Origin of the sequence: Amycolatopsis sp. DG1A-15b, from assembly GCF_030285645.1 — a bacterium.
Lineage (GTDB): Bacteria > Actinomycetota > Actinomycetes > Mycobacteriales > Pseudonocardiaceae > Amycolatopsis.
The window spans coordinates 4,560,593-4,585,640 of the sequence record NZ_CP127296.1; the positions used below are offsets into that span (position 1 = coordinate 4,560,593).

Below are 25,048 nucleotides of genomic sequence, written 5' to 3' on the forward strand. Positions count from 1 at the left end.
CCGCGTGTACCTGTCCACCATCGGTCGCCGGGAGCATGCTGGGACGGTGTCCCGGCGCAAGCTCTCGGCGGTCGGTGCGAACGTCTTCGCGCTGGGTGCCGTCAGCCTCGTCACCGACGTCTCCTCGGAGATGGTCACCGCGGTCCTGCCGGTGTACCTGGTCCTCGGGCTGCACCTGAGCCCCGCCGCGTACGGGGTGTTCGACGGCCTGTACACCGGCGCGACGGCGTTGCTGCGGATCGTCGGCGGGTACGTCGCCGACCGGGTCCGGCGGCGCAAGGTCGTCGCCGGCGTCGGCTACGCGCTGTCCGCGGTGGCGAAGCTCGGCCTGCTCGCCGCCGGAGCGTCGGCGACCGCGATCGGCGCGGTGATCACGCTCGACCGCACCGGCAAGGGCCTGCGGACGGCGCCCCGGGACGCGCTGATCACGCTGTCGGCACCCGAACCGCTGCTCGGGCGGGCCTTCGGCGTGCACCGCGCGATGGACAGCGTGGGCGCGTTCGCCGGGCCGCTGGTCGCGCTCGCCGTGCTGGCCGCCGTCGGGGCCACCGACCCCGGAGCGTTCGACGCCGTGTTCGTCGTCAGCTTCTGCATCGCCGCGATCGGGGTGCTGCTGCTGGTGCTGTTCGTCCGTGACCGCCGGACGCCGAAAGCGGGCGGGACGCCGGTCTCGCCGCGGGCGGCGGCCGCGTTGCTGCGCGGCAGCGGCGTGCGGCGGCTGCTGGTGGCCGCGGGCGTGCTCGGGCTGGCCACGGTCGGCGACGGGTTCGTCTACCTGCTGCTGCAGCACGAGGAGGACATCGCCACCGGCTGGTTCCCGCTGCTCGCGGTGGGCACGAACCTCAGCTACCTGCTGCTCGCCGCGCCGCTGGGCGTGCTCGCCGACCGGGTCGGACGGCTGCCGGTGGTGCTCGGCGGCTACGGCGCGCTGGCGCTGGTCTACCTGCTGCTGGCCGGGCCGGTGTCCGGCTGGCCGCTGATCGCCGGAGCCCTGGTGTTGTACGGCGCGTTCTACGCGGCGACCGACGGCGTCCTGATGGCGCTCGCCGGTCCGCTGCTGCCGGAGTCGTTGCGCACCACGGGGATTTCGCTCGTCCAGACCACGCAGGCGCTCGCCTACTTCACCTCGTCCGTCCTGTTCGGACTGGCGTGGCAGTTCTGGGGTGCGGACGTCGCGATCACGGTCGCCGCCGGCGGGGCCGTGGTCGCGATCGCCGTCACGTTCGTGGTGCTTTCCCCGCGGAAGGTGACGGCGTGAAAACCCGGATCCTCGTCGCGGTCGTCGGCGTGCTCGTGCTCGCCGGGGCGGCGGTCGCGTACGTCGGGTTCGCCAGCGCGCGCAGCCACGACGTCACCGCGACCGGCGTCGTCAGCCTCGACCCCGGCCCGCGCCTGCTGTTCCGCAGCACCGGTGACGCCGACCGCGGGCACGTCACCACGGTGTCCGCCACCGACCCCGGCGGTTCGCGGACGGTGTCGCCGCTGTCGTGCGCGCGGGTGTACGCCGCCGGCGGCACCGGGCTCTGCCTGCGCCAGGACGGCGACCTGACCACCTACCAGCTGGCGGTGCTCGACCGGGGGCTGGCGGTGCGGCGGGAGATCCCGCTGGTCGGGCTGCCGAACCGGGCGCGGGTGTCGGCGAGCGGCCGGATGCTCGCGTGGACGGTCTTCGTCACCGGCGATTCGTACAACGGCGGCATGTTCTCCACCCGCGCCGGCATCCTCGACACGGCGACCGGCGACCTGGCGGGCACGCTGGAGGACTACGCGGTGACGCTCGACGGGAGGCCGTACCAGGCCGCCGACCTCAACTTCTGGGGCGTGACGTTCACCGGCGACGACCGCCACTTCTACGCGACGATGTCGACGGCCGGCCACCGCTACCTGGTCGCGGGCGACTTCGCCGCGCACACGATCCGCACGCTGCGCGAGAACGTCGAGTGCCCGTCGCTGTCCCCGGACGGCACGCGGGTGGCGTTCAAGGCGGCGGTGGACGGCGACCCGGCTCGCGGGTGGCGGTTGTCGGTGCTCGAGCTGGCGGGCTTGCGGGTGACGCCGCTGGCCGAGACCCGCAGCGTCGACGACCAGCCCGCCTGGCTCGACGACCACACGATCGGCTACGGCCTGCCCCGCGGCCCGGGCCACGCGGACGTCTGGTCGGTCCCGGCCGACGGCTCCGGCGCCGCCCGGCTGCTGATCCCGGACGCCGAGTCCCCGGCGGCCCTGGGCTCGTGACCGCCGGCAACCGGCCGGTCAGTCCAGTTGGCGCAACCCGTCGAGGATGCGGCGCATCAAGTCCGAGTCCGGCGGCGCGAACGCGAACCGCGGGGCCGCGAACCCGACGGTCGCCGGGGCCGGCGGCGGGAGCAGGCCCGCCACGCGGCACGGCAGCCGGGCCGGGGCCGCTTCGCGGCGGGTCTGCGCCGGGATCGGCATCGTCGGCAGGGCGACCGTGCCCGCGTCGGCCAGCTTCCGCGCGGCCAGCTCGCGGCGGAGGCGCGTTTGGATCCCGGCCACGGTGAAGTCCGGCTCCGGGTCGGGGGCGGCGACCGGGGAACGGCGCGGCCGCCGTTCCAGGGCGATCGCCCAGGCCGCCGCGGCGAAAGCCGGCAACAGCAGCCCGGCGACGATCGCGAGACCCGGCAGGTCGACGGCCATCAGGCGGCCCCGGGCACAGGTAGGAGCATGACGTTCACTTCCGGACGGACGGTTCTTCCGCAACATGGCCGACACCTGGATATTCGACTTCAACGAATTTTCGCGGACCCCGAAGTCCATCATGAATGACGGTCGGCGCTCCCGCAAGCGGCCGAACGGGGTCGGCCGTCCGGACGGTAAAACTGCAGCTCAGAGCGTGTTTCGCGGCGGGTAGACCGCGCCCCTCACCCAGTAATACGGCTGCGGGTTCGATCCGGTTCACCGCATTTTTGTACGATTCGTGTACGTCGCGGCGGGAAACTGGGGAAATGCGCACCCAGACCTGGCTCGTGGCCGCTGTGCTGGCGCTCACCGGGCTCGCCACCGCGTCCCCGGCCCTCGCCGCGGACGGCAACCCCCTCGAAAAGACCGACGGCTTCTACGTCGACCCGGACTCGAACCCGGCGGCGTGGGTCCGCGACCACCCCGGCGACAGCCTCGCGGGCCCGATCCGGACCGCGATCGCGGCCAAGCCCGGCGCCCGCTGGTTCGGCACCTGGAGCGGGGACGTCCGCGCCGCTGTCGACAAGTACACCTACGCCGCCGACGTCGCCGACAAGCTGCCCGTCCTGGTCGCCTACAACATCCCCGGCCGCGACTGCGGCGGCGCGTCGACCGGCGGCGCCGGCAGCCCGCAGGCCTACCGCGACTGGATCTCGGCGTTCGCCGACGGCATCGGCGGCAAGCCGGCGATCGTGGTCATCGAGCCGGACGCGCTCGCCCAGCTCGACTGCCTGCCCGGCGACGCCCGCCAGACGCGGATCGACCTGCTGGAGTTCGCCGCGACGCAGTTCGCCCAGAAGGCCCCGAACACGTGGGCCTACCTGGACGGCGGCAACGCCACCTGGATCCCGGCCGCGACGATGGCCGCGCGGCTGAAGTCGGCAGGCGTGCAGTCCATCCACGGGTTCGTCTTGAACGTGTCCAATTTCCACACCACGGCCGAGTCGACGACGTACGGCAAGGCCGTGGGCTCGGCGCTGGGTTACGCGGCCCCGTTCGTGGTCGACACCAGCCGCAACGGCAACGGCCACGGCACGGACACCGAGTGGTGCAACCCGCCGAAGCGCAAGCTGGGCGCGACGGCCCAGCTCGGCGGCGGCCCGGAGATGCAGCTGTGGATCAAGGTCCCGGGCGACTCCGACGGCAGCTGCGGCTACGGCTCGGGCGTCCCGGCGGGCACGTTCAGCCCGGATCTGGCCGGCCACCTCATCAAGGGCGACTGACCAGGTCGCAGGACGTCGCCAGCTCCGCCGGGGTCGCCCCGGCGGGACGGGCGATCGTCGCCGAGGCCGGCGGGCGGGTGCCGCGCAGCCAGCCGCCGAGGGCGTCGAACGCCGTCCGGAAGCACGGGCCCAGCGGGCGCAGCCGGTCCGGGAAGGCGTCGACCAGCCCGTCGACGTGGTTGCCGCCCTCGATCCGGTAGTACCGGTGCAGTGCTCCGCGCCCCGCGGCCGTGATCATCCGGTCGTAGACGTCGGAGTCGCGGGTGATCGGCAGCAGCGTGTCGAGCGTGCCGTGCAAGGTCAGCAGCGGCTTGCCGATCCGGCCGGTCAGCGAGATCCGCTCGACCGCCCGCGCCACCGAAGGCGGCCGGGACGCATACGCGTAGTCCGCGTCGCAGGACGGCGTTCCCGAAGCGCAGAACGGGGTCCCCGCCTCCAGCGGCCCGTCGAACGACGGGTCGACCTCCTCGCGGTAGATCCGCTGCGTCAGGTCCCAGTAGACGCGGTAGTGGTAGTCCCACAGGAACTCCGACCCCGGCGCGAATCCGGCGTCCAGAATGGACTGGTGCGCCGACGGCGATCCCGCCGCGTACGCCGGGTACGCGCGCAGCGCCGGTGGCAGGAAGGTGAGCAGGCTCGGCCCGTCGGCCCGCCACAGCGTCCCTTCCCAGTCGACGCCGCCGTCGTAGAGCCACGGCCGGTTCTCCAGCTGCCACCGCACGAGGTAGCCACCGTTGGACAGCCCGGCCGCGAGGGTCTTCGCGACCGGACGGCCGTAGTGCCGGGCCGCGGCGGCACGAGCGGCGAGCGTCAGCTGCGTGACGCGGGAGTTCCACTCCGCCAGTGCGTCCCCCGGCCGGACGCCGTCGGTGAAGAACGCCGCGCCGGTGTTGCCCTTGTCGGTGGCGGCGAACGCGTAGCCTTCCGCCAGCGCCTGGTCGCCGATCGCGCGGTCGTTCGCGTACTGGCGCCGCACGCCGGGCGAGCCGGTGACGACCAGGCCGCCGTTCCACCGGTCCGGCAGGCGCAGCACGAACTGCGCGTCGTGGTTCCAGCCGTGGTTGGTGTTCGCCGTGGACGTGTCCGGGAAGTACCCGTCGACCTGCACGCCGGGCACCCCGCGGAAAGCCGGCAGCCCGGCCGAGGTCAGCCCGGCCCAGTCGGCCTCGACGGTGTGCCCGGACGCGACGGTGCCGGTCGTCGTCAGGTCGTCCAGGCACGCGGCCACGGACCGCTCGGCGCCGGGCACGTGCACCGAGCAGCGCCCGGCCGAAGCCGACGCCGGTGCGGGCAGCGCCGCCGCGAGCGCTCCCGCGAGAACCCAAGTCAGCCAACCCCGCACGGTCCACCTCCGCCTCTTCGCGATACCCGAACCCAACCGCGTGCGGCGCCCCGGAGCCATCCCGCCGGTCACCATGAACGGGCGAGCCGATGTGGTGGACGGCCACATGGTCTCCGGCGGCGAGGCCGTCCTAGCGTCGCTGGGACCCCTCTCAACGACGAGAAGGAACTCACCATGCGCAAACTCGCTTTCGCCGGACTCGCCGCGATCACCGCCGCCGTGCTGACCACCGTCGGGGTGGCCGCCGCCGATCCGCCACCGTCGTCCCTCGTCCAGATCCCGTCGTTCGGCGCCAATCCCGGCGCGCTGGCGATGTACACCTACACCCCCGCCGGGCTCGGGACCGGCCGTCCGGTGGTCGTCGCGCTGCACGGCTGCACGCAGAGCGCGGCGGACTACTACGCGCACTCGGGCTGGCCCGAGCTGGCCGACCGCTGGCGGTTCGAGGTCGTGTTCCCGCAGCAGTCGACGGCGAACAACTCGCTGAAGTGCTTCAACTGGTTCTCCACCGCCGACGACACCCGCGGCAACGGCGAAGCCGCCTCCGTCAAGTCCATGGTGGACAAGGCGATCGCCGACCACGGCTCGGACCCCTCCCGGGTGTTCGTCACCGGCCTGTCGGCCGGCGGCGGGATGACCGCCGACCTGCTCGCCGCGTACCCGGACGTCTTCGCCGCGGGCGGGATCAACGCCGGGCTGCCGGCCCAGTGCGCCACGAGCGTCGTCGAGGCGACGAACTGCCAGCAGAACGACCAGCGCCTGACGCCGGCGCAGTGGGCGTCGAAGGTCAAGGCGCAGTACCCCGGTTACGGCGGTCCGTGGCCGCGGGTCGCGATCTGGCAGGGCACCGCCGACTACACCGTCTACCCGGTCAACGGCACCGAGCTGCGCGACCAGTGGACCGCGGTGCACGGTGTCTCCCCGACGCCGACGAGCACGCAGTCCCTGCCCGGCGGCACGACGCTGACCGACTACGCCGGCCAGGTCCGGCTGTACTCGATCGCGGGCATGGGCCACGGCACCGCGGTCGACCCCGGCACCGGCCCGGCGCAGTGCGGCAGCACCGGCGCGTACTTCCTCGCCGGGATCTGCTCCAGCTACCACACGGGCGTGTTCTTCGGACTGGACAAGGGATCGGGCACGACGACGACGGCCGTGCCGACGACGACCACCACCACGACCACGCCGTCGGGCACCTGCGTGAGCGCCGGCAACTACGCCCACACGCAGGCCGGCCGCGCGCACCAGAGCGCCGGCCAGACCTACGCGAACGGTTCGAACCAGGCCATGGGCCTGTGGAACACCTTCACCATCCACGCGCTGCGGGAGACGTCCCCGGGTTACTGGATCCTCGCCGACGGGCAGTGTTGACCGGGGCTCCGCAAGACGGCAGTGTCAAAGGAAGATCCGCATCGGGTTGAGGTCTTCGCAGGCGGTCGGCTCGGCTTCGGCGAGCCGGGTCAGCATCCCGGGCGCCTCTTCCGCGGGGACGTCCGCGGGGCAGTTCGCTGCGCAGGGCCGCGAAGTCCCTGGTGCCGTCCAGCAACGGAACCAGGGACTCCAGGTGCGGCCCGCGCAGCGCTGTCGCACCGTCTTCGGACAGCGCGTGGACCGCGTCGCCGCGGTCACCGGCTCGGCCACCAGATGCGGTATCCGTCGCCTTCCACGGTGCCTGACCGCGCCCCGGTCCGCTAGACCCGGGTAGCCGACGTACCGGACTGCCGAGCGGCTGAACAGGTACTGGTCCGCGGCACTCTCGAAGAAATCGACGGCATCACCGCGGCACGCCGAGCCGGTGCAGCCGCAACGCCAGCTGGATCTCCAACGCCCGGTCCGGCGCCTGCCAGTCCTCCCCCAGCAGCGACGCCACCCGCTCCAGCCGCTGCACCACCGTGTTCACGTGCACGTGCAGCACGTCCTTCGTCCGCGCCAGCTGCGCACCGTTCGCGAAGTAGGCCCGCAACGTCGCGACCAGCTCCGTGCCGCGGCGCTCGTCGTAGTCCAGGACCGGCCCCAGCGTCCGGCGGACGAACGCGTCCAGGTCCGCGCGGTCGCCGAGGAGCTGGCCGAGGAAGCCCAGCCCCGCCATCGCCGCGCCTTCGCCCGTCCGGCCGAGCGCCAGCAACGCCCGGACGCAGCGCGCCGCCTCCGCGTGGGCCTCGGCGATCGCCGAAGGGCCGCTCGCCGGACCCGCCGCGCCCACCGTGACCGGGCGGCCGGTCGCCGAGCCGAGGTCGGCCGCGACGCGGCGGGCCAGCTCGTCCGGGTCGCCGGTGGCGAGCAGCACGACCTCCTCCGCGTGCACCCCGACCAGCGTCGCGTGCCGGGCGGCCGCACTCGCGACGCGCCGCCGGGAGCCGCCGTCGGCGTGGGCGACCAGCACCGCGTGCGGGGCCGACAGGTCGATGCCCAGCCGGCGGCCGCGGGCCAGCAGCGCCCGGGGGTTGCGGCCGGGCGCGGTGAGCAGGTCGGTCAGCAGCTCGCCGCGGACCTCGTCCTCGGCGCGCACCACCGACCGCCGCAGCATCAGCAGCAACGCCGTCACGACGCCGGCGCGTTCGAACAGCCGCCGGTCGGGGTCGCTCAGCCCGGCGCGGCCGGCCAGCACCAGGCAGCCGAGCAGTTCCGGTCCCGCCTGCACCGCGCACACCCAGTTGTCCTGTGTGGACACCGCGCGCCCGGTGGCGCGGGCCGCGGCCAGCGCGTCCGGGTCGAGTGCCGTCGGATCCGCCGAACTCGCCAGGAGCGTGCCGTCGGCGTCGTACACCGTGAGCTCTCCGTGCAGCACGGCCGCGACCGCGTCGGCCACGTCCGGCAGGTCGCCCCCGCGCAGGACGAGGTCGGTGAGCCGGTCGTGGGCGTCCTCGGCGCGTTCCATCGTCGCGTTGGCCTCGTTGAGTTCCGCGACCGCGCGGCGGGTCTGGTCGAGGAGGTTCGCGCTGTCCAGGGCGATCGCCGCGTGGTCGGCGAGCGACGACAGCAGCGCCACTTCGTCGGCGGAGAACTCCCGGGCGGCGCGGTCGGACGCGAACAGCACGCCCAGCACCTTCGGGCCGATGGCCAGCGGGACGCCGAGGATGGCGGTCAGGCCCTCGTCTTCGACGCCGGAGTCGATGTGCCGGGTGTGCTTGAACCGGTCGTCGTTGAAGTAGTCCGACGTCGCGTACGGCCGCGCGGTCTGCGCGACCAGCCCGCCGAGGCCCTCCCCCATGCCCAGCACGATCTGCTGGAACTCCGCCGACACCGAGCCGTCGCTGACCCGGATGTAGGTCTTGCCCTCGGCTTCGTCGTTGAGGCTGAGGTAGGAGACGTCGACGCCGAGCAGGGCCCGCGCCCTCCGGACGATCGAGCGCAGCACGGTGTCCGGATCGGACAGTGCGGCGAGCTCGCTCGCGGTCTCGAACAGCGCGGTGAGCCGGGCCTCGCGCCGCCGGTGCTCGGCCAGCGTCTCGCGGATCCGCAGGGCCAGCTCGCCCGCGCTGGCCAGTGCGGCCAGGTCGGCCGCGTCGAGGGCGCCTTCGGCCCGGGCGGCCACGACGACGTGCGCCAGCTGCTCGCTGCTCGCCCCGGAGGCGAGCAGGTCGAGCAGCCGGCGCAGCGCGTCCGAGGGTGCGGTCACGGCCGTCATGCTAGGGCGAGACGGCTGCCTTCTCCGCCTCGACGTCGTCGTGCAGCGGTTCGCCGCGGGTTTCGCGGGCGGACAGCAGTGCGATCACGGTGATCAGGCACATCGCCGCGACGTACAGCGACACCGGCACGGTGCTGCCCCAGCTGGAGAACAGCGCGACGGCGATCAGCGGCGCGACGGCCCCGGCGGCGATCGACGACAGCTGCCCGCCGACGGAAAGGCCGGTGTAGCGCACCCGGGTCGGGAACTGCTCGGCGAAGAACGCGGCCTGCGGGCCGTACATCGCGCCGTGCAGCACCAGCCCGACGGTCGTGGCCAGCACGATCACCGCCGACGACTTCGTGTCGAGCAGCGCGAAGAACGCGAAGCCCCACAAGGCCATCCCGATCGCGCCGAACAGGTAGACCGGACGGCGCCCGACGCGGTCCGACAGCGCGCCCCACACCGGGATCGTCACGAAGTGGACGGCCGAGCCGATGAGCACCGCGGTCAGGCCGACGCCCTTCGGCAGGTGCAGCCCGGTCGTGACGTACACCAGGATGAACGCGGTGATCACGTAGTACGAGACGTTCTCGGCCATCCGCGCGCCGATGGTGATCAGCACCTGGCGCCAGCTGTTGCGGAAGACGTCGACGACCGGCACGTGCTTCTCGGCCCGTGCCTCGGCCTGGCGCTGAGCCGCGAGGAAGACGGGCGACTCGGCGACGGCCAGCCGGATCCACAGGCCGATCAGCAGCAGCACGCCCGAGAGCAGGAACGGGACGCGCCAGCCCCAGGACATGAACGTGGCGTCGGACTGGGTGGCCGAAAGGATCGCCAGCACGGCGGTGGCCAGGAGGTTCCCGCCGGGCGCGCCGCACTGCGGCCAGCTCGCCCAGAAGCCGCGACGGCGGTCGTCGCCGTGTTCGGAGACGATCAGGACGGCGCCACCCCATTCGCCGCCCAGCGCGAAGCCCTGGACGAGCCGGAGCAGCGTGAGCAGCAGCGGAGCCAGCACACCCGCGGTGGCGTACGTCGGGAGGACGCCCATCAGGCAGGTCGACCCGCCCATCAGCGTGAGGCTGACGATCAGGAGTTTCTTCCGGCCGAGCCGGTCGCCGAAGTGGCCGAAGACCAGGCCGCCGACCGGCCGGGCGAGGAAGCCGACGGCGTAGGTCAGGAACGCCAGCAGCGTGCCGGTGAGCGGGCTCGCCGTCGGGAAGAACAGCTTGTTGAAGACGAGGGCGGCGGCCGAGGTGTAGAGGAAGAAGTCGTACCACTCGATGGTGGTGCCGATCAGGCTCGCGCCGACGATCTTGGCGATCGCCGACCGCTGGGGTTGGCTCACTGCGGGCTCCACTTCCTTGTGGTGACGGGACTTAGGCGGCGGTCCAGCCGCCGTCGAGCGGGATGGAGGCCCCGGTGATGTGGCCGGCGTGCGGGGAGCACAGCCACACCACCAGGGAAGCGACGTCCCCGGGTTCGATGAGCTTCTTGATCGCGGCCCGTTTGAGCAGGACCTCGGCGACGACGTCCTCACGCGGGATGTCGTGCTCGGCGGCCTGGGCGTCGATCTGCCCGTCGACCAGCGGGGTGCGGACGTACCCGGGGTTCACGCAGTTGCTCGTGACGCCGTGTTCGGCACCTTCCAGGGCGGCGACTTTCGAGAGGCCTTCGAGGCCGTGCTTGGCGGCGACGTAAGCGGCTTTGAAGGCGGAGGCGCGCAGCCCGTGGACGCTCGACATGTTGACGATCCGCCCCCACCCCCGCGCGTACATCGACGGGAGCGTGCGCCGGACGAGCAGGAAGGGGGCGGTGACCATCAGGGCCTGGATCCGCGTGAAGACCTCGGGCGGGAAGTCTTCGAGGGGCGCGACGTGCTGGATTCCGGCGTTGTTGACCAGGACGTCGACTTCGGCGGGCAGAGCGTCGATCGAGGTGGGGTCGGTGAGGTCGGCGACGTGCGCCCAGCCGCCCACTTCGGAGGCGGCGGCTTCGGTGCGTGGCGCGTCGATATCGACGACGTGCACCTTCGCCCCGGCCGCGGCGAGGGCGCGGACGCAGGCGAGGCCGATGCCGCTCGCACCGCCGGTGACGAGGGCGGTGCGCCCGTCCAGATCGCTGGTCATGGACGGGAACGGTAAGCGTGACCCCGGTCGCTAGCTATGTGCGGAGCGACTACACCTTCGGAAGATCCAGTGTGGTCGGCCGACACAATGCGGACAGTAAGGCATCCCACGATCGGGTGGAGATTTCGAGGGTGCCGCCGGAGCGGTCCTTGGTGTCGCGGATTTTTGCCGCAGGTCCGAGCGCCACTTCGACGCACTTGTCTTCGCCCGAGTAGCTGGACTTCTGCCACAAGGTCATGCGTTGCCTCCCAGCTCGGCGATCACCTCCCCGACGAACTCGCTGCTTTCGCGCTCATCCATCGCCAGCGCCGCCATGTTCTTCGCCGCCGTGCGGTAGCCGGCAACCTGATCAGCATCGTAGAGGTAGGCATTCGCCTGGAAGAGCTCGACGAAGACGATCGGCGGAAGCACGGAGAAGTCGAGCAGCGCGAAGTTGCCGAACAGGCCGGCATGCGCACCCGCCCGGCCGGGGAGGATCTGCAGCCTCACATTCCGGCGCGCCGAGGCTTCCCGCAGGTGCCGAAGCTGCTCGGCCATCACCTGTTCGCCGCCGACCCCGGATCGCAAAGCGCCCTCACCGACCAACACGTGATAGTCGAGCGGCCGGTACCTGGTCAGGACCTGCCGCCGAGCCATCCGCGCCTACACCACTTTTTCGATCCGGTCCGGCGGCGTATTCCAAGAGCTCAGCAGTGCGTGGCAGTAGTCTGGGGTCTGCAGCAATCCGGGAATCAGCGTGGGTTCCCAGTCGAACAGCTCGATTGCCTCGCGCTCGTGCTCGGCATAGGTCGCGGCACTCGGCGTCACACCGGGCACCGCTTTCTCGAGCCAGCTCGGCTCGGTCGCGTTGCGGGCGAGCTCCAGCAACCGCTTTCGCTCCCCCGGCTCCACGACCAGCGCCCCCATCAGCAGCGCCACCTGCTTCACCTTGGGAATCCGCTTCCCGTACTCCCAGTTGGACAGCTCCTGCGCATGCACGCCGATCTTCCGGGCCAGCTGCCGCACGCCCAGATTCCGCGCTTCCCGGCAGGTGCGCAGCCCGAACCCGAGCGCTCTCGCCCGGGGTGTCGCGAAGGGTGTCGCCATGACCGCATTCTGTCATCGGGGTCCGGCATTTCCCTTCGCCGTCCGGCGGCTGGTGTCGCGGATCCGCGTCAGGTTCGCTGCTGGTCATGGACCCGGACCACGCACTTCTGACCCGTCTCCGCGACCTCGCCGAAACCCTCCCCGGCGACGTCGCCTGGCTCACCGGCCCGCCCCTTCGCGCGGACGGCCTGCGCGACCTCGGCGAGCGCCTCAGCTGCCTCGGCGCGGACCTGATCGGCCGCGCGGGCGTGCTCGACGAGATCGCCGCCGCCCGCCTGCCCGCCCACGGCTGGATCCCCGAGTGCGGGCCGGAGCCGCGCCGCCGGCTCAGCCACTACGTCGGCCGCGGCGAGGTGCGGCTCGGCCTGATCTACTTCGCGAGCTGCGGCGCGGGGTGCTTCCCCTTCTACGGCACCGATCCGGCGGGCAAGACCGAGCGGCACGAGCGGTGCGAAAAGTGCGTCAAGGAGGCGTACCGGCTCATGAGCGTTCCGCCAGCACCGCGAGATAGTGCACGTTCGTCATGATCCCGAGGACGTTGCCGAACGGGTCGACGACCGAGGCCGTCACGAACCCGGGCCCGCGTTCGGTGATCGGCTCGTACTCCTTGGCGCCCAGTTCCAGGAGGCGCGCGAACGTCGCTTCGAGGTTGTCGACGTGCCAGCGGACGATCTCGCCGCCCGGTTCGGTGTGCGTGAAAGGGGCGTAGCTGCGGTCGATGATGCCGAGTTCGTGCTGGTAGTCGCCGATCCGGAACTCCGAGTACCCGGGGACGTTGAAGTACGGCTCGGCCCCCAGGAACTCCGTGTACCAGGCCTTCGCGGCCTCGAGGTCTTCGGCGTAGTACGTCACGGTGGCCATTCCTCGCAGCATGTCCTGCTCCTCTGTAGCGCCTCGGTCAAGCGGTGTGGAGTCATCATGCGGGGTAAAAGTGCTCATCAAGTGACCACTTTGTTTGCGACACTGCTCCCATGCGCGCCGACCGCCTTGTGGCCACCCTCCTGCTGATGCAGACGCGCGGCCGCGTCACGGCCGCCGAACTGGCGGCGGAGCTGGAAGTCTCCGTCGCCACCGCGCGCCGCGACCTGGAAGCCCTTTCGGCGGCCGGGGTGCCCGTCTACCCCCAGGCGGGCCGCGGCGGGGGCTGGCAGCTCGTCGGCGGCGCGCGCACCGATCTCTCCGGCCTGAGCGCCCAAGAGGCGCAGGCGCTGTTCCTGCTGGCCGGTCCGGCCGCGGCGGGCGCACCGGAGGTCAAATCGGCGCTGCGGAAGCTGATGGGCGCGCTGCCGGGCACGTTCCGGGCGGACGCCGAGGCGGCGGCGGACGCGGTCGTCGTCGACCAGGCCGGCTGGGGCGAGCGTCCGAAGGAACGGCCACCGATGGTCTTGCTGTTGCGGGACGCCGTCATCGCCCGCCGCCGGGTCCGGCTCACCTACGCCGGGCGCGAGCGGTCCGAGCGGCTCGTGGACCCGTGGGGCCTGGTCGACAAGGACGACGTCTGGTACCTGGTCGCGGGGACGGCGAAGGGCCGCCGCACCTTCCGCGTCGACCGGATCGTCTCCGCCACCCCGACCGAAGAACCGGCGGACCGCCCGTCGGACTTCGAGCTGGCGGCGGTCTGGCGGGAGGTCGTCGAGGAGATGGAGAAGCGCCGTTCGCTGCTCAGCGCGGACGTGGTGCTCGGCCGCCGGCACTTCGGGGTGCTCCAGGACCGGTTCGGACGGCACTGCGCGCTGGTCGCGGAGCTGCCCGGGGAGCGGGTCCGCGCGCGGGTGGCCGCGCCGGCGCCGGTCATGATCGCGCAAGAGCTGGCGGGGTGGGGTGCACTGGTCGAGGTCGAGGGCCCGGAGTCGGTGAAGGCGGAACTGGCGCGGCTCGGCGCGGAGCTGGTGGCCCGCTACGGGACGTGATCGCCACCCGCTATGACACCTTATGTCGCAAACGCGCCGTCCGGCCTCCACGCCTCCCGAAAGCACTTGCACACTTTTCGAACCTTGCTCGTCGATCATGTCGAATGGCCGTGATCACCCCTCAGCTTGGTGAACGCCGTTCATCGGTCTACAATGGACACCCGACGAGAACACTCGGAGTGTCCGTTACCCGCCGGTATCTGGCCGTTCGGAGTATCCCTGATCACCCGTTTGCTGCTATTGTGACGCCTCCGTGACCTGAACGTGCGTTCGGCGACACTTCGGTGAGGGCAGACAATGCGTGACGATGTGGTCGAGGCGAGTGCCGTGGTCGGACACCCGCCCGACGTGGTGTGGCAGATCGTCGGATCGCCGGAGTGGTACTCGCGGTTCGTGCCGGAGATCAGCTGGTGCGAGATCCAGGAGCCGGCCGGGCGCGGGCGCGGCCCGAAGGGCGTGGTCCGGATCGTCCCGGCGCGGGGACCGATGCTCGAGACGCAGATGCAGGCCGTCGTCTACCGGCCGGGCGAGCACGTCGTGTGGTGCGGCGTCCCCGACGAGGGCACCTGGGTCTCCCTGGAGCTGAGACCGCTGGCCGGCGGCCAGACCGAGCTGTTCGTGCGGATGATGCTGCCGCCGTCGCACCTGGAACTGGTGTCGTCGATCAAGAAGGACGTCCGCGCCCTCGCCCGGCGCCTCGACCTGCACCTGGCCGGGGAACACGACCCCGACACCGACAGCGAGACCAACAAGGCCACCAAGCTGCGCACCACGAGCATCCTGCTGCGCGCCGGCGTGCTCAGCGCCGGGCGGCCGGACAAGCTCGCGCGCCAGCTGAACTCCCTCGCGCAGTGGGGCGCCACGGTCGCGGGCGGCTACCAGGCCGCCGCCGCCCGTGTCCCGGACGAGCTCGCCCTGCACGACGAGCGCAGCGTCCGCACCTTTCGCCAGGTCCAGGAGCGCAGCGACCGGCTCGCCAACGCGCTGAGCGAACTCGGCGTCGTCGAACGCGACCGGATCGCGCTGATGTGCCGCAACCACGCCGCGATGATCGAGTCGTTCGTCGCGGCCAGCAAGCTCGGCGCCGACGTGATCCTGCTGAACACCGGCCTGTCGGCCGCCTCGGTCAAGGACGTGCTCGCCGAGCACCAGCCGTCCGCCGTGCTGGCCGACGACGAGTTCGCGCAGACCATCGCGAACGTGCCGGGCGACTTCGCCCGGATCAGCACCTGGCCGGACGCCGACACCGGCTACCCGACCGTCGACGAGCTGATCCACGCCGCACCCGCCGACCGCCCGAAGCCGGTCGAACGGCCGGGCCGGCTGATCGTGCTCACCTCCGGCACCACCGGGACGCCGAAGGGCGCGCGGCGCCCCACGCCGAAGGGCCTCGGCACCGCCGCGGCGATCCTCGACCGGATCCCGCTGCGCGCCGGTGACCGGCTGCTGGTGGCCGCGCCGCTGTTCCACACGTGGGGCCTCGCCGCGATGCAGATCGGGATGGCGCTGCGGGCGTCGCTCGCGCTGATCCGCAAGTTCGACGCCGAAGAGACGCTGCGGACGATCGCCGAACAGAAGTGCGACGCGCTGTTCGCCGTGCCGATCATGCTGCAGCGGATCATGGACCTGCCCGAGCGGGTCCGCACGCGCTACGACCTGTCGTCGCTGCGGATCGTGGCCAGCAGCGGCTCGGCGATGTCCGGGCCGTTCGTCACGCAGTTCATGGACACCTTCGGCGACGTCCTCTACAACTTCTACGGCTCGACCGAGGTCTCCTGGGCGAGCATCGCCGACCCGGCCGACCTGCGCGCGGCGCCGACGACGGCCGGTCGCTGCCCGCTGGGCACCCGGCTGGCGATCCTGGACGAGGACCGCAAGCCGGTGCCGCCGGGCGGCGAGGGCCAGATCTTCGTCGGCAACGACATGCTGTTCGAGGGCTACACGAGCGGAACCGACCCGGCCCGCGCGGCGGACATGATGGCCAGCGGCGACGTCGGCTACCTCGACGCGGCGGGCCGCCTGTTCGTCACCGGCCGAGCCGACGAAATGATCGTCTCGGGCGGCGAGAACGTGTTCCCGCGCCCGGTGGAAGAGGCGCTGGTGGCGCTCCCGGGCGTGCACGACGCGGCGGTGGTCGGCGTGGCGGACGCGGAGTGGGGCCAGCGCCTGGCGGCGTACGTCGTCCCGCGCCGGGGCGCGTCGCTGCACGCGGAGGACATCCGGCAGTACATCCACCACCGCCTGGCCCGGTTCGCGGTGCCACGGGACGTGTACTTCGTCCCGGACCTGCCCCGCAACGCGACGGGCAAGATCCTCAAGCGCCTCCTCCACGACGACACCTGGCCGGCGACCAGCGAATACTGATGCCCGAGCACACGCCGGACGGCCGATACATCGTCGTGAACGGCCGCCGCTGGCGCGCGACGGATCCCGAGATCCCCGACGACGTCCGCGATCGCCTGCAGAAGCACCTGATGGCGGCCCGGCGGGTGCAGGACCGCCCGCGGGTCCAGGCCGCGAAGGTGGCGTTGGGCGAGCGCGGTGAGCCGTGGTGGGAGCAGACGTCCGCGCAACGCCGGGCGCGGTGGGAGCGCGGCCTCGCCGAGCTGGATCAGCCGACCGGCTGACGCAGCACCGTCCGCAGCTTCGCGGGCTCGACGCGTCTCGGGTCGCCGAGGTACACCTCGTGGTGCAGCCCGGCTGGCTTGAGTCCTTGCTCCGCAAGGTATTCGTCGTGCAGGCGGGCCAGCAGCGGACCTTCGTCGTCGTACGACCCGACGTGGAGCGCCTGTGCGCAGCGGCCCTCGTGCAGCTCCTCCAACCGGACCGGTGCCTCAAGCTTCTTCTTGCGCCGCACCGTTTCCCTGGCCTCCTCGACGGCGGCCTCCCCGATCCACCACGGCTGTGCGATGAGCATGGTCCACTGCCAGGAATCCTTGGCGCGCACGGTGAAAGCCGCGTAGTCCTCGGCCCACCACAGGCCCTCCAGTGGGCCCACGACGAAGTCCTCACCACGCTGCTTCGCCGTCATCTTGATCGTGTACGCGAAGGCGTAGAGCGCTTCGACGGCTTTCCGGTAGCTCTCCGCCGTGTTCGGGTTGCCGCGGCCGTCGATCGCGAGGAACCGCTGTCCGGGGACGTCCACCAAGGCCCATTCGGTGTTCTTGGGCGCGTAGAGCTGCTTCAGGTCCTTTTTGACGTCGTACGGCATCAGGTCATTCCTTCCAGCCACCGGGCTTCCGCCTCGAGTTGGGCGATGGAGTAGTCGAAGATCGCGCGGACGAACGGCGGGGCGGTTCGCTGGGCCGCGGCGGCGCGGCGGACCTCGGCCAGCCGCTCCCCGACCGCTTCCGCGCGCCGGGCCAGCGCGGCCGCGAGGCGTTCGGGCGGGACGGCCGGGCTGTTCGCCAGGCCGACGAGCACCGGCGGGTGCACCGGGCGCAGCTCCGCGACGGCGGCTTCGGCGGCCGCCGCGCACGCCTTGCGGCCCGCTTCGGTGGCCGTGAACGTCTTCTTGGCCTTGGGGTGCGCGCGTTCCCCCGCGACCTCGGCGACCAGGCCGCGGTCGCGGAGTTTGCCCAGGACGTAGTAGATCGAGCTGAAGCCGAGCGCCGTCCAGTCGCGCATGCCCCGCTCCGAGACGACCTCGTCCAGCTCGTAGCCGTGCCTCGGCCGCTCGACCACCAGGCCGAGCACGGTCAGTTCCGCGTCGGTCAGCACGCCAGTACTCTAGCACTAGAATACTTGGCTTCCAGAAATTGCGGTGACATCTGGGGCTTCGCCCCAGGTCGGGGGCTCCGCCACCCGAGCCCCCCGAAAAATGTCGGTGGGTGCTGGCATGCTTCACCTCGTACCGGAAAGCGAGGGAGCACAGTGGGGGGACAGGTGGTGACGGCGGTGCCGTGGACCGCGGAACGCGTGGCCGGGCTGGCGCCGGATCCCGCTTCGGAGAAGGCGGGCCGGGCGCTCGCCACGCCGGCGAAGTGGACGGGCGCGGGTGCGTCCGAAGACGCCGTGTGGGGCTTCTGCCAGGGCAGTGGCAAGAAGCCGTACCAGACGTGCGTCGAGCTGGCCGAGCCCGCGTTCCGGTGTTCCTGTCCCAGCCGGAAGTTCCCGTGCAAGCACGCGCTGGGGCTGCTGCTGCTCTGGGCGGCCGGGCGCGTCGACGCGGGTCCGGCGCCGGACTGGGTGCACGCGTGGCTGTCCGAACGCGCCGACCGCGCCCGCCGGGCGGAGAACCGCGCCGAGACGGCCGGCCCGAAGGACGAGGAGGCGGCCGCCCGGCGCGCTGCCGAGCGGGTGGCGCGCGTCGAAAGCGGCGTCGCGGAGCTGAAAGTCTGGCTGACCGACCGGATCGGGGCCGGGTTCGCGGGCTTCGAACGCAACGGCGGCGAAGAGCTGCGCACGGTCGCGGCGCGAATGGTCGACGCACAGGCGTCGGGTCTCGCCGGCGGCTTGCGCCGGGCGGCGGGGATCGTCGGCCGCCGCGACTGGCCGGAGGCGCTGCTGGCCGAGCTGTCCCAGCTGTACCTGCTCGCCGACGCGGCAACGCGCCTGGAGTCGCTGCCACCCGCGCTGGCGGAGACCGTCCGCACGCGGCTGGGGTTTTCGGTGGAGACGGCCCGGGTGCTGGAGGCCGGCGAGCGCGTCGCGGACGACTGGCTGATCACGGGCGCGGCGGACGAGGAGAACGACCGGCTGCTCACCCGCCGGACGTGGTTGCGCGGCCTGCGCACGGGCCGGGACGCGCTGGTGCTGTCGTTCGCCCCGCCGGGCCGTCCCCTGGACGCGACGTTGCCACCGGGCCACCGGCTGACGGCGGAACTGGCGTTCTACCCGGGCGCGGCGCCACTGCGGGCCCTGGTGGCGGAGCGCGGAATCCCCCTCGCGGCCCCGGCCGCCGAAGGGGGTTCGATCGCGGACGCCCTGGCGGCGCACACGCGGGCGATGGCGGCGGACCCGTGGCTGGAGCGCTGGCCGGTGCTGTTGTCGGGCGTCACCCCGGCCGAGCACGCGGGCGGCTGGTGTCTGTCCGAACAGGACGGAACGGCGATGCCGCTGGTGCCGTACGCGTTCCCGTGGTCACTGCTGGCCCTTTCGGCGGGCCGCCCCTTGACGGTGGCCGGCGAGTGGAGCCCGGCGGGGTTGCGGCCGCTGACGTGCTGGCACGAGAACCGGGCGGTGCGGCTGTGAACGTTTTCCCCCACTACCACCAGGAATCCGAGGTGTCCCGATGAAAGCCTGGGAAGACCTCGTCGGCACCGCCCTGCTCGGCACCCGGCGGCGCACCTTGGACCCCGCCGCCCAGCCGGCCGCCGTCCAAGAGCTCATCGCCGGCCGCGCCGATCCCGCCGAACAGCTGCTCGCCGCCGCGGCCGTGCTCAGCACCTACCGGCGGGCCGGGCGGCAGCCGCTGCACGACGTCCGGCCACTTCCCGTGGCCGCCGGCGACGAACGGCCCTTCGTGCCGCCACTCGCCCGGGAGCGGCTCGGCCGGCTGCTCGCCGCCAGCCACCCCGACCTCCTGCTCGAGTGGCTCGGCATCGTCGCCGGCACCGGCTACCGCGTCCCCCGGAAACCCTGCCGCTGCTCGCCGAGGCCGCGCGCACCAAGGCGGCCCTGCGCGGGCCGCTGGCCGCCGTCGCCGGGCCCGTCGGCGCCTGGCTCGGGCAGCGCAACCCCGACTGGGCCTTCCTGGCCGCACCTGCCGAGGAATCCGGGAACGTCTGGCAGTACGGCAGCCTCGCCCAGCGCCGCCGGTGGCTCGCCGCCAAACTCGTCCAGGATCCCGACGCCGCCCGCGAAGCGCTGGCCACGTCGTGGAAGGCCGAGCCCGCCGACGTCCGGGCCGACTTCCTCGGCGTCCTCGCCGGGCACGTCCGAGGCGGCGACGAAGCCTTCCTCGAGGCCGCGCTCACCGATCGGGCCGCCGCCGTCCGCGAACAGGCCGCCGATCTGCTCGGCCGGCTGCCGGGCACGCGCTACGGCCAGAGCATGGCCGAACGGCTGCGACCGCTGGTCCACCGCCGGAACCGGGTACTCACCGTCGCCCTGCCCCACGGCGAACGCGGCGACGGCACCGTCCGGCTGCGCACCCTCGTCGCAGCCGCGCCGCTCTCCTTCTGGGCCGAGTTCGGCCCGCCGGCCGAGGTCGTGCGGATGGCCGTCGAAGGCTGCCCCGCGGCCGTGCTGCGGGACTCCTGGGCCGCCGCCGCCCTGCGCCAGCGTGACGAAACCTGGGCGCAGGCCCTCATCGGCGCCGACCCGGGCGGGCGCACCACGCCGCCGCTGCTCGGGGTGCTGAGCCCGGCCGGCCAGGCCGCCACCGTCGGGCACCTGGTGAGCCGGCTGCCCGTCGAGTCGTTCGCGCGGCTGGTGCACGAACTGCCCCGCCCGTGGACGAAGGAGCTCGGCACCGCGCTGCTCGACTGGATCGCCCGCCAGGACGACCACCGCCTCGTCTCGCACGCCGCCGTCGTGATCGCGCGCGCGGTGCCGCCGCAGTGCCTGCGCCACCCGCTGGCCACCACCCGCCTGACCATGGACGCCGGGCCGTGGCGCCGGGCGCTCACCGAAACGCTGAACTTCCGCCGCGAAATGTACGAGGAGCTCGCATGACCGCCCCCGCCACCGTCCTCCGGCCGCACGCCGAACAGGACCACGCCGCCGAGCTGGCCGCGCTGGCCGCCGCCGACGACCGGACGAAGCCGCCGAACTGGAACCTCTCGCCCTGGGCCGTCGTCGAGTACCTGCTCGGCGGCACCCTGGCCGACGGCACGGTGATCACGCCGAAGTACGTCGGCCCGCGGCGGCTGATCGAGGTCGCCGTCGCCACGCTCGCCACCGACCGCGCGCTGCTGCTGCTCGGCGTGCCCGGCACGGCGAAGACGTGGGTGTCGGAACACCTCTGCGCGGCCATCAGCGGCGATTCGACGCTGCTGGTGCAGGGCACCGCGGGCACGTCCGAGGAGTCGATCCGCTACGGCTGGAACTACGCCCGGCTGATCGCCGAGGGCCCGAGCGCCGCCGCGCTGGTCGAAAGCCCGCTGGTGCACGCGATGCGGGACGGCAAGCTCGCCCGGCTGGAGGAGCTGACGCGCATCCCCGCCGACGTCCAGGACTCGCTGATCACGATCCTCTCCGAGAAGACGCTGCCGATCCCGGAACTGGGCACCGAGGTCCAGGCCCGGCCGGGCTTCAACCTGATCGCGACGGCGAACAACCGCGACAAGGGCGTCAACGAACTGTCCAGCGCGCTGCGGCGGCGGTTCAACACGGTCGTGCTGCCGCTGCCGGACAGCGCCGAGGCGGAGGTCGAGATCGTCAGCCGGCGGGTCGCCGAGCTCGGCACGTCGCTGCAGCTGCCGGTGGAAGCGGCCGAGCTGGCCGAGATCCGCCGCGTGGTCACGGTGTTCCGCGAGCTGCGCTCGGGCCGCACCGAAGACGGCCGCACGGCGGTGAAGTCGCCGTCCGGCACGCTGTCGACCGCGGAGGCGATCAGCGTGCTCACCGGCGGGCTCGCCCTGGCCACCCACTTCGGCGACGGCGTCCTGCGCCCGCACGACATCGCGGCGGGCATCCACGGCGCGGTGGTCAAGGACCCGGTGGCCGACCGCGCGATCTGGATCGAATACCTGGAGACCGTGGTCCGCGAACGCGACGGCTGGGCCGACTTCTACCGGGCGGGCCAGGAGCTTTCGTGACGGCGACCCACCTGCTCGGCATCCGCCACCACGGCCCGGGATCCGCCAGGGCCGTGGCGGCGCGGCTCGCCGAGCTCGAACCCGACGTCGTCCTCATCGAGGGGCCACCCGAAGCCGACGCCCTGGTCGAGCTCACCGAAGACCCGGCCATGGCACCCCCGGTCGCGCTCCTGGCCTACGCGACCGACGACGTCTCACGCGCCGCGTTCTGGCCGTTCGCCGTCTTCAGCCCCGAATGGCAGGCGCTCACCTACGCCCGCGAAGCCGGCATCCCGGTGCGGTTCTGCGACCTCCCGGCCGCGCACACGTTCGCCGCGGGGCCGGACGAGCACGCGGGCCCGCCGGTCGACCCCCTGGCCCTGCTGGCCTCGGCCGGCGGGTACGACGACCCGGAACGCTGGTGGGACGACGTCGTCGAATCGCGGCGGGACACCGAAAGCCCGTTCGAAGTGATCGCCGAGGCGATGAGCGCGGTGCGGGAGGACGAAGAACCCCCGCAGGGCGGCGAAGCCCGCCGCGAGGCCTACATGCGCTCGGTGCTGCGCCGCACCCGCAAGGACGGCTTCGAGAACATCGCCGTCGTCTGCGGCGCCTGGCACGTGCCCGCGCTGGCGGATCCGCTGCCACCGGCGTCGCACGACCAGGCCGTCCTCAAAGGACTCCCGAAGCGGAAGGTCGCGTGCACCTGGGTGCCGTGGACGCACGGGCGCCTCGCCACGGCGAGCGGCTACGGCGCCGGCGTGCGCTCGCCGGGCTGGTACCACCACCTGTTCACCACCCCCGAAGACGTCACCACGCGCTGGCTGACCGGTGTCGCCGGAGTGCTGCGGGAGGAGGACCTGCCCGTCTCGACCGCGCACGTCATCGAGGCGGTCCGCCTGGCCGAGACCCTGGCCACGCTGCGGGGGCGGTCGTCGGCCGGGCTCGCCGAGGTCACCGAAGCCACCCGGTCCGTGCTGTGCGGCGGGGACGAGGTGCAGGTCGAGCTCGTCACGCGGCGGCTGGTGGTCGGCGAACGGCTCGGCGAGGTGCCCGACCGCGTCCCGCAGCCACCGCTGGCCGCGGACCTCACCGCGACCGCGAAACGCCTGCGGCTCAAGAAGGACCCGGTCGTCAAGGAGCTCGACCTCGACCTGCGGACGCCGGGCGGGCTCGACCGCTCGAAGCTGCTGCACCGGCTGCGGATCCTCGGCATCGAGTGGGGCAGCCGGGAGGCGTCGGCGCGGCGGAACAAGGGCACCTTCCGCGAAACCTGGGCGCTGGCCTGGGAACCGTCGTTCGAGGTGGACCTGGTCGCGGCGGCCGTGTACGGCACCACCGTGCCGTCGGCGGCCACCGCCGCGGTCCGGGGCACCGTCGAAGGCACGCCACCGCTGGACGAGGTCACCACGGCCGTCGAGAACTGCCTGCTCGCCGACCTGCCGGAAGCGCTGCCCGAAGCGCTCGCGGCGCTCGACGCGCGGGCGGCGGCGGACGCGGACGTCGCCCGGCTGATGTCGGCCCTGCCCGCGCTGGCCAGGGCGACCCGGTACGGCAACGTCCGCGGCACGGACACCGGCGCGCTCCGGGCGGTCGCCGACCGGATGCTCGACCGGATCTGCGCCGGCCTGCCCCCGGCCGCCCACGGCATCGACGACGACGCCGCGGCCCGGCTGGCCAAGCTCGTCGACGGAGTGCACGACGCGACCTCGCTGCTGGGAGACGAGGCGAAGGAACGCTGGCTGACGGCGCTGGCCCGGCTGGCGGAACGGCCGTCGCTGCCCCCGCTGCTGGCCGGACGGCTCACCCGGATCCTGCACGACGCCGGGCTGCTCGACGCGCTCGACATCGAACTTCGGCTGGGCCGGGCCCTCACGCCGGGCGTCACGCCGTCGGCGGGCGCGGCCTACGTCGAAGGCTTCTTCGACGGCGGAGCACTGCTGCTGGTGCACGACGAAGGCCTGCTGCGGGTGATCGACGCGTGGCTGGCGGGGATCCCGGCCGACGTCTTCACCGAGGTGCTCCCGTTGCTGCGCCGCACTTTCGGGGCGTTCAGCGGGCCGGAAAAGCGGGCGATCGGGCAACGGGCGGCCGGGCTCACCGGCGCCGCGCGCACCGTGGCGGTGGCCGACGAACTGGACGAGGACCGGGCCGAGCGCGTGCTACCCGTCCTCGCGACGCTGCTGGGGGTGGGGGCATGACGGCAGACACCGACCGGGTGCGGCGCTGGCGGCTGGTGCTGGGCGGGGACGGCGCCGGGCCCGGGTCGGGACTGGCGGACGCTCAGCTGTCCGATGAGGACAGTGGGGTGGACGCGGTGCTGGCCGCGCTCTACGACAAGCCCGACGAGGAGACCACGGGCGGGCCGCGCAGCGCGAACCTGGGTGCCTCGGCGCCGCGGGTCGCGCGCTGGCTCGGCGACATCCGGCGCTACTTCCCGAGCACCGTCGTGCAGGTGATGCAGCGCGACGCGGTCGACCGGCTGGGGCTCACCCGGATGCTGCTGGAGAAGGAACTGCTGTCGGCGGTCGAGCCGGACGTCCACCTCGTCGGCACGCTGCTGTCGCTGAACGGCGTGCTGCCGGAGGAAACCAAGGAGACCGCCCGCGAGGTGGTCCGCAAGGTCGTCACCGAGCTGGAGGAACGGCTCGCCGAACGCACCCGCGCGGCGATCCGGGGCGCGCTGGACAAGGCGTCGCGGACGCACCGGCCCCGCCCCGGCGACGTCGACTGGGCACGCACGATCCACGCGAACCTGAAGCACTACTCCCCCGAACTGCGCACGATCGTCCCGGAGAAGCTGATCGGCTTCGGCCGTCGGCAGCAGGCGGTGCAGCGGGACGTGATCCTGGCCGTCGACCAGTCGGGCTCGATGGCGGAGTCGGTGGTGTACTCCGGGCTGTTCGGCGCGGTCCTGGCCTCGATGCGGGCGTTGAAGACGTCGTTCGTGGCGTTCGACACCGAGGTCGCGGACCTCACCGAGCACCTCACCGACCCGGTCGACGTCCTGTTCGGCACCCAGCTGGGCGGCGGCACGGACATCAACCGGGCGATCGCGTACTGCCAGGGCCTGGTCGAGCGCCCGGAGCGGACGCTGCTGGTGCTGATCAGCGACCTCTACGAGGGCGGCGATGAGGACGAACTGCTGCGCCGGATCGCCGAGCTGGCCGCCGCGGGGGTCCAGGTGGTGACGCTGCTGGCGCTGTCGGATTCGGGCGCACCGTCGTACGACCACGAGAACGCGGCGGCCCTGGCCGAGCTGGGCATCCCGGCCTTCGCGTGCACGCCCGACCAGTTCCCGGAGCTGATGGCCGCAGCCATTCGCGGCGACGACCTGCAGAGCTGGGCGGCCCGGGAGAGCAGCTGAGT

The 25,048-nt window shown here is 72.8% G+C and carries 21 protein-coding genes and 2 pseudogenes; 13 read left to right on the forward strand and 10 right to left on the reverse strand.

Annotated elements, in window-relative coordinates:
- Positions 1 to 4: 4 nt before the first annotated feature.
- Both QRY02_RS20715 and QRY02_RS20720 read left to right on the forward strand, forming a co-directional pair.
- Entirely contained in the window at positions 5 to 1,258 is a 1,254-nt protein-coding gene (locus QRY02_RS20715; protein WP_502874222.1) for an MFS transporter, read from the forward strand.
- On the forward strand, positions 1,255 to 2,235 hold the full coding sequence (locus QRY02_RS20720) for a TolB-like translocation protein (protein ID WP_285993181.1): 981 nt from the start codon (positions 1,255 to 1,257) through the stop codon (positions 2,233 to 2,235). Before QRY02_RS20715 ends, QRY02_RS20720 begins: the two co-directional genes overlap by 4 nt.
- An 18-nt stretch (positions 2,236 to 2,253) precedes the next feature.
- Here the strand turns inward: QRY02_RS20720 and QRY02_RS20725 are convergent, their stop codons facing one another.
- A complete protein-coding gene (locus tag QRY02_RS20725; protein ID WP_285993182.1) occupies positions 2,254 to 2,658 on the reverse strand; it encodes a hypothetical protein in 405 nt (134 codons plus the stop codon).
- Between the two features lie 308 nt (positions 2,659 to 2,966).
- On the opposite strand from QRY02_RS20725, the gene QRY02_RS20730 reads away from it, so the two are divergent.
- Positions 2,967 to 3,923 carry a glycoside hydrolase family 6 protein gene (locus QRY02_RS20730; RefSeq protein ID WP_285993183.1) on the forward strand — a complete coding sequence of 319 codons (957 nt, stop codon included), beginning with the start codon at positions 2,967 to 2,969 and terminating at the stop codon, positions 3,921 to 3,923.
- Here the strand turns inward: QRY02_RS20730 and QRY02_RS20735 are convergent.
- Complete coding sequence (locus QRY02_RS20735; RefSeq protein ID WP_285993184.1) at positions 3,910 to 5,265, reverse strand: 3-hydroxybutyrate oligomer hydrolase family protein; 1,356 nt, start codon at positions 5,263 to 5,265, stop codon at positions 3,910 to 3,912. The genes QRY02_RS20730 and QRY02_RS20735 overlap by 14 nt on opposite strands.
- A 174-nt stretch (positions 5,266 to 5,439) precedes the next feature.
- Here QRY02_RS20735 and QRY02_RS20740 point away from each other — a divergent pair, with 174 nt between their 5' ends.
- Entirely contained in the window at positions 5,440 to 6,636 is a 1,197-nt protein-coding gene (locus QRY02_RS20740) for an extracellular catalytic domain type 1 short-chain-length polyhydroxyalkanoate depolymerase (RefSeq protein WP_285993185.1), read from the forward strand.
- A gap of 403 nt (positions 6,637 to 7,039) precedes the next feature.
- Here QRY02_RS20740 and QRY02_RS20745 read toward each other — a convergent pair whose 3' ends face one another.
- The 5 genes and pseudogenes from QRY02_RS20745 to QRY02_RS20765 form a co-directional block, all read right to left on the reverse strand.
- Positions 7,040 to 8,893, reverse strand: coding sequence for a helix-turn-helix domain-containing protein (locus QRY02_RS20745; RefSeq protein WP_285993186.1), 1,854 nt, complete (start codon positions 8,891 to 8,893; stop codon positions 7,040 to 7,042).
- A 1-nt stretch (position 8,894) separates the two neighbouring features.
- Entirely contained in the window at positions 8,895 to 10,220 is a 1,326-nt protein-coding gene (locus QRY02_RS20750) for an MFS transporter (RefSeq protein WP_285993187.1), read from the reverse strand.
- A 31-nt stretch (positions 10,221 to 10,251) separates the two neighbouring features.
- Positions 10,252 to 11,001, reverse strand: coding sequence for a 3-hydroxybutyrate dehydrogenase (locus tag QRY02_RS20755; RefSeq protein WP_285993188.1), 750 nt, complete (start codon positions 10,999 to 11,001; stop codon positions 10,252 to 10,254).
- A gap of 49 nt (positions 11,002 to 11,050) precedes the next feature.
- On the reverse strand, positions 11,051 to 11,239 hold the full coding sequence (locus QRY02_RS20760; protein WP_285993189.1) for a DUF397 domain-containing protein: 189 nt from the start codon (positions 11,237 to 11,239) through the stop codon (positions 11,051 to 11,053).
- Positions 11,236 to 12,087 (reverse strand): annotated as a pseudogene (locus QRY02_RS20765) (helix-turn-helix domain-containing protein). Before QRY02_RS20765 ends, QRY02_RS20760 begins: the two are co-directional and overlap by 4 nt.
- An 86-nt stretch (positions 12,088 to 12,173) precedes the next feature.
- Between QRY02_RS20765 and QRY02_RS20770 the strand changes: the two are divergent.
- Positions 12,174 to 12,614 (forward strand): hypothetical protein, encoded by a 441-nt coding sequence (locus QRY02_RS20770; RefSeq protein WP_285993190.1) that lies wholly within the window; start codon positions 12,174 to 12,176, stop codon positions 12,612 to 12,614.
- Here QRY02_RS20770 and QRY02_RS20775 read toward each other — a convergent pair.
- On the reverse strand, positions 12,568 to 12,960 hold the full coding sequence (locus tag QRY02_RS20775; protein ID WP_285993191.1) for a VOC family protein: 393 nt from the start codon (positions 12,958 to 12,960) through the stop codon (positions 12,568 to 12,570). The genes QRY02_RS20770 and QRY02_RS20775 overlap by 47 nt on opposite strands.
- 98 nt (positions 12,961 to 13,058) lie before the next feature.
- Between QRY02_RS20775 and QRY02_RS20780 the strand changes: the two genes are divergently transcribed.
- The 3 genes from QRY02_RS20780 to QRY02_RS20790 all read left to right on the forward strand — a co-directional run bounded on the left by QRY02_RS20780 (position 13,059) and on the right by QRY02_RS20790 (position 16,624).
- Positions 13,059 to 13,997: a helix-turn-helix transcriptional regulator gene (locus tag QRY02_RS20780; protein WP_285993192.1), complete on the forward strand. Its 939-nt coding sequence runs from the start codon at positions 13,059 to 13,061 to the stop codon at positions 13,995 to 13,997.
- 297 nt (positions 13,998 to 14,294) lie between these two features.
- Positions 14,295 to 16,361, forward strand: coding sequence for an AMP-binding protein (locus QRY02_RS20785; protein WP_285993193.1), 2,067 nt, complete (start codon positions 14,295 to 14,297; stop codon positions 16,359 to 16,361).
- On the forward strand, positions 16,361 to 16,624 hold the full coding sequence (locus QRY02_RS20790; RefSeq protein WP_285993194.1) for a hypothetical protein: 264 nt from the start codon (positions 16,361 to 16,363) through the stop codon (positions 16,622 to 16,624). The genes QRY02_RS20785 and QRY02_RS20790 overlap by 1 nt, the downstream gene beginning before the upstream one ends.
- On the opposite strand, the gene QRY02_RS20795 is transcribed toward QRY02_RS20790, so the two are convergent.
- Positions 16,609 to 17,208, reverse strand: coding sequence for a GyrI-like domain-containing protein (locus QRY02_RS20795; RefSeq protein WP_285993195.1), 600 nt, complete (start codon positions 17,206 to 17,208; stop codon positions 16,609 to 16,611). The genes QRY02_RS20790 and QRY02_RS20795 overlap by 16 nt on opposite strands.
- A complete protein-coding gene (locus QRY02_RS20800; RefSeq protein ID WP_285993196.1) occupies positions 17,208 to 17,717 on the reverse strand; it encodes a PadR family transcriptional regulator in 510 nt (169 codons plus the stop codon). Before QRY02_RS20800 ends, QRY02_RS20795 begins: the two co-directional genes overlap by 1 nt.
- Before the next feature lie 153 nt (positions 17,718 to 17,870).
- Between QRY02_RS20800 and QRY02_RS20805 the strand changes: the two genes are divergently transcribed.
- The 5 genes and pseudogenes from QRY02_RS20805 (at position 17,871) to QRY02_RS20830 (ending at position 25,046) form a co-directional block, all read left to right on the forward strand.
- On the forward strand, positions 17,871 to 19,190 hold the full coding sequence (locus QRY02_RS20805) for an SWIM zinc finger family protein (RefSeq protein WP_285993197.1): 1,320 nt from the start codon (positions 17,871 to 17,873) through the stop codon (positions 19,188 to 19,190).
- Between the two features lie 40 nt (positions 19,191 to 19,230).
- Positions 19,231 to 20,615, forward strand: a pseudogene (locus QRY02_RS20815) (DUF5691 domain-containing protein).
- Positions 20,612 to 21,700 (forward strand): ATP-binding protein, encoded by a 1,089-nt coding sequence (locus tag QRY02_RS20820; protein WP_285993200.1) that lies wholly within the window; start codon positions 20,612 to 20,614, stop codon positions 21,698 to 21,700. The pseudogene QRY02_RS20815 and the gene QRY02_RS20820 overlap by 4 nt, the downstream one beginning before the upstream one ends.
- Complete coding sequence (locus tag QRY02_RS20825; RefSeq protein WP_285993201.1) at positions 21,697 to 23,880, forward strand: DUF5682 family protein; 2,184 nt, start codon at positions 21,697 to 21,699, stop codon at positions 23,878 to 23,880. Before QRY02_RS20820 ends, QRY02_RS20825 begins: the two co-directional genes overlap by 4 nt.
- Positions 23,877 to 25,046 (forward strand): VWA domain-containing protein, encoded by a 1,170-nt coding sequence (locus QRY02_RS20830; protein ID WP_285993202.1) that lies wholly within the window; start codon positions 23,877 to 23,879, stop codon positions 25,044 to 25,046. Before QRY02_RS20825 ends, QRY02_RS20830 begins: the two co-directional genes overlap by 4 nt.
- The last annotated feature ends 2 nt before the right edge of the window (positions 25,047 to 25,048 follow it).